A 2,410-nucleotide genomic window follows, 5' to 3' on the forward strand; every position below is an offset into this window, starting at 1 on the left:
TATAGAATCTGCCGTCAACTGCTAATTTGGTTTTTCTATCAAAACGCCGAAAACAGTCTGGATAACCCCTGAAATCGGGGACCTGGCCGCGCTTTGCTTTCAAAACCTCCTCTATATAGAGAAGATGCGGCATCTCCTCCCGCAGGACAGTTCATGCTTATTGTATTCAGCGGCCTACCCGGCACAGGAAAAACCACGATCGCCAAGTCCCTGGCTAGCCGACTGCAAGCGGTCTACTTGCGGATCGACACCATCGAACAAGCCATCCGCAACGCCGCAGTCCTCGCACAGGACGTAGGCACTAGCGGCTACCGGGTAGCCAACGAGCTTGCCCTGAGCAATCTGCGTCTTGGCCACACCGTCATCGTCGACTGTGTCAATCCGGTATCAGCAAGCCGTAACGCCTGGCGCGACACCGCAACCAGCGCCGGCGCAGCGCTGCTGGATATAGAAGTGATCTGCTCCGACACTGAAGAACATCGTCGACGCATCGAAACGCGCACGTCCGACATCCCCGGCCTGACACCCCCGACCTGGGCGTCAGTACTGGCACATGACTATGAAACGTGGAACACACCGCCCTTCTATATAGATACGGCACAGCTCTCACCGGACGACGCCGTATGCCAAATCATCAGCCACCTGCACTCCATCTGAAACGAAAAAAGCCCCACCAGGCATGGCCTGAGCAGGGCTTTTCAGCATCAGCAGCATGATTGCCTTGCCCCATGGACAAGGAATGATCGCGCAAGCGATATCAGCTGAGGATATTCAATGTGAGTGGTGTCCCAGGGCAGGTTCGAACTGCCAACCTTCCCCTTAGGAGGGGGATGCTCTATCCAATTGAGCTACTGAGACACAGACGCCCGCAAGGAACTGCGGCGCGATGGACGGCGAGCATGTTAACGGGCAGCCCAGCGTTTGTCATGTCGTCTGTATGGCTTATTAAGTGTAGGCAACGACCCGCTCACGCCGAACGGGGTTTTTCCACGATCCCTTCATTACCAAGCAACGCCAGCAAGCGAGCCAGGGTAGTCGACAGCTCGGCGGAATTATCCAGCAGGAAAATACCGCCAGATTCGTCCTCCACCGCACCGCCAGCAAACAAGGTATTACGCGCCAGCCTGGCCTCGATCTCCTCGCGACTTTCGCGACCCCTGCGATGAAGGCGCTCACGCAGGACATCGGGATCCACCGACAACAGAATGGGCAGCAACTGCGGATAGCGCTCTTTCGCTAGAGACAAATGAGCTCTGGAACCGTTGACCAGCACATGCAGCCCTTGCGCCAGCCACTGATCGATCTGCACCGGGATTCCGTAATCCAGCCCGTTGGCGCGCCAACTCAGGGCAAAACCGCCCTCACGCGCCAGTTCGGCAAAGGCCAGGGGTGTAAGTCCCTGGACAGCCTCCCCCACAGATTCCGCCGAGCGGGTAATCACCCGACGCGCCACCACGCAGTCAAGTTGCGCCAGAGCATCGCGGGCCGCATCGATCAGGCTGTCCTTGCCAGAGCCGGACGGCCCCATGAGATAAACCAGTCTGCCACTCACCCGCAATATCCCCTCACGATCTAATCCCCCTAGTAAATCGGCCATTTGCCACTACTCTGTATAAGTAGAGGAGTGGCGTACGAGCGTACACGGCTTGCACACAAGGACGCGCAGCCCCCTGTCCGTCGGGTAAAAGGGCAAGGCCAGGCATCCGGAGCGGATTTAAGTTTTCAAACCAGTCCGCATTTCTGATAATTGGTGCTGGCATAACGCCTGCCTCAGGCTCAATATTTGTCACAGAATTGGCGCCAAGGATCTGGCATTTTTGAGGCATGATGCGGGCCTCTTATCAATTCAGGTTGAACATTTGGCTGCCTTGCTTGTCCTACAGACATCCTGCGGCCAATTCCGAGAACCGCTCCCCTGAACTAACCGGTTAAATATATGCGCCCATTGAAACAGGCAATTTATTCCAGCCGTACGGCTGACAAGTTCGTCGTACGCCTGCCAGACGGAATGCGTGAACGCATTGCCGAGGTGGCACGCAACCATCACCGCAGCATGAACTCCGAAATCATCGCGCGCCTGGAGCAGAGTCTTATTCAGGAAGGCGCACTGGGCGAAGACCTGAACATGCGCCTGGACAGCCCCGAACTGTCGCTGCACGAACGTGAACTGCTGCAACGCTTCCGCCAGCTCTCCCACCGCCAGCAAAATGCACTGGTGTCGTTGATTGCCCATGATGCAGAGATGGCCGCAAACCCGTCCTGATTACATCCCGAAAGCTCAAGCCAGCCTCGCGCTGGCTTTTTTTTGGTTCTTCACGGATTACCGGGAAAGACGCTCTTGATCTTCATGAAAAAGAACTCGCTATCCCGGTAACCGTACGCCATCCGTTTGATGACCTTTATTCGATTG

4 protein-coding genes and 1 tRNA gene are annotated in these 2,410 nt (G+C 56.3%); 2 read left to right on the forward strand and 3 right to left on the reverse strand.

From position 1 onward, the window contains the following. Positions 1–153: 153 nt before the first annotated feature. Positions 154–657, forward strand: a complete 504-nt coding sequence (locus tag H7995_RS27970; protein ID WP_166592459.1) for a P-loop nucleotide/nucleoside kinase family protein — start codon at positions 154–156, stop codon at positions 655–657. Between the two features lie 124 nt (positions 658–781). Here the strand turns inward: H7995_RS27970 and H7995_RS27975 are convergent. Next, positions 782–858: transfer RNA gene (locus H7995_RS27975), tRNA-Arg, on the reverse strand. A gap of 109 nt (positions 859–967) precedes the next feature. Beyond that, positions 968–1,552 carry a phosphonate metabolism protein/1,5-bisphosphokinase (PRPP-forming) PhnN gene (gene phnN, locus H7995_RS27980; protein ID WP_185819313.1) on the reverse strand — a complete coding sequence of 195 codons (585 nt, stop codon included), beginning with the start codon at positions 1,550–1,552 and terminating at the stop codon, positions 968–970. Positions 1,553–1,936: 384 nt separating this feature from the next. Here phnN and H7995_RS27985 point away from each other — a divergent pair, with 384 nt between their 5' ends. After that, positions 1,937–2,263 (forward strand): Arc family DNA-binding protein, encoded by a 327-nt coding sequence (locus H7995_RS27985; protein ID WP_166592460.1) that lies wholly within the window; start codon positions 1,937–1,939, stop codon positions 2,261–2,263. A gap of 50 nt (positions 2,264–2,313) precedes the next feature. Here H7995_RS27985 and H7995_RS28355 read toward each other — a convergent pair. Next, the coding region (locus H7995_RS28355) for a transposase (RefSeq protein ID WP_244647842.1) at positions 2,314–2,410 on the reverse strand (97 nt) is incomplete at its 5' end.

The organism is Pseudomonas kielensis (genome assembly GCF_014236655.1).
Taxonomy (GTDB): Bacteria; Pseudomonadota; Gammaproteobacteria; order Pseudomonadales; family Pseudomonadaceae; genus Aquipseudomonas; species Aquipseudomonas kielensis.

What these genes read in the sequence shown, in the direction of transcription:
- H7995_RS27985 (WP_166592460.1), top strand. Translation starts at nt 1,937, where the DNA reads ATGCGCCCATTGAAACAGGCAATTTATTCCAGCCGTACGGCTGACAAG.
- H7995_RS27970 (WP_166592459.1), top strand. Translation starts at nt 154, where the DNA reads ATGCTTATTGTATTCAGCGGCCTACCCGGCACAGGAAAAACCACGATC.